This window comes from Comamonas sp. A7-5 (genome assembly GCF_039581385.1).
GTDB classification, from domain to species: domain Bacteria; phylum Pseudomonadota; class Gammaproteobacteria; order Burkholderiales; family Burkholderiaceae_C; genus Comamonas; species Comamonas thiooxydans.
Genome location: NZ_JBCPWO010000063.1, coordinates 1 through 357, shown reverse-complemented (window position 1 = coordinate 357; position 357 = coordinate 1). Strand labels below are relative to the sequence as shown.

General features: G+C 55.7%; 1 protein-coding gene. It reads right to left on the bottom strand.

Annotation, left to right across the window (positions count from 1 at the left end; genetic code table 11):
• Positions 1-24 precede the first annotated feature (24 nt).
• Positions 25-357: DUF4010 domain-containing protein (locus AAIL67_RS24760; protein WP_343485408.1), on the bottom strand; the 333-nt coding region annotated here is incomplete at its 5' end.

The following is a 357-nucleotide window of genomic DNA, read 5'->3' as shown; positions in this document are numbered from 1 at the left end:
CCCATCGCTGATGGGGAATTCGTATTAGCCAATCCATAGCAGTGACAGGCCTGCTCCTGTCACCATAGAGGCTAGTCCCAGACTGATTCGTGTTCCATATTTGGCTCCCCCGATGGTGAACGCCAGTACGGATTTGGCGATTGCGCTGGAAGCAAGAATCACAACCAATCCCCATTGAGCGGTGGACAGGGGCAAACTACCTGACGCAAAAAGCTGGCCTAAGCTCGCAGCAGCGGCATGCAGTTCGGCCAAAGCTGCAAATGCCGCCGCGACCAGCACGCCAGTGCTGCCAAAGACATGCTGGAGCCAGGCGCCTAAAACTAACATCAACGCAATGGTGCCGGCAATCAGCAATGC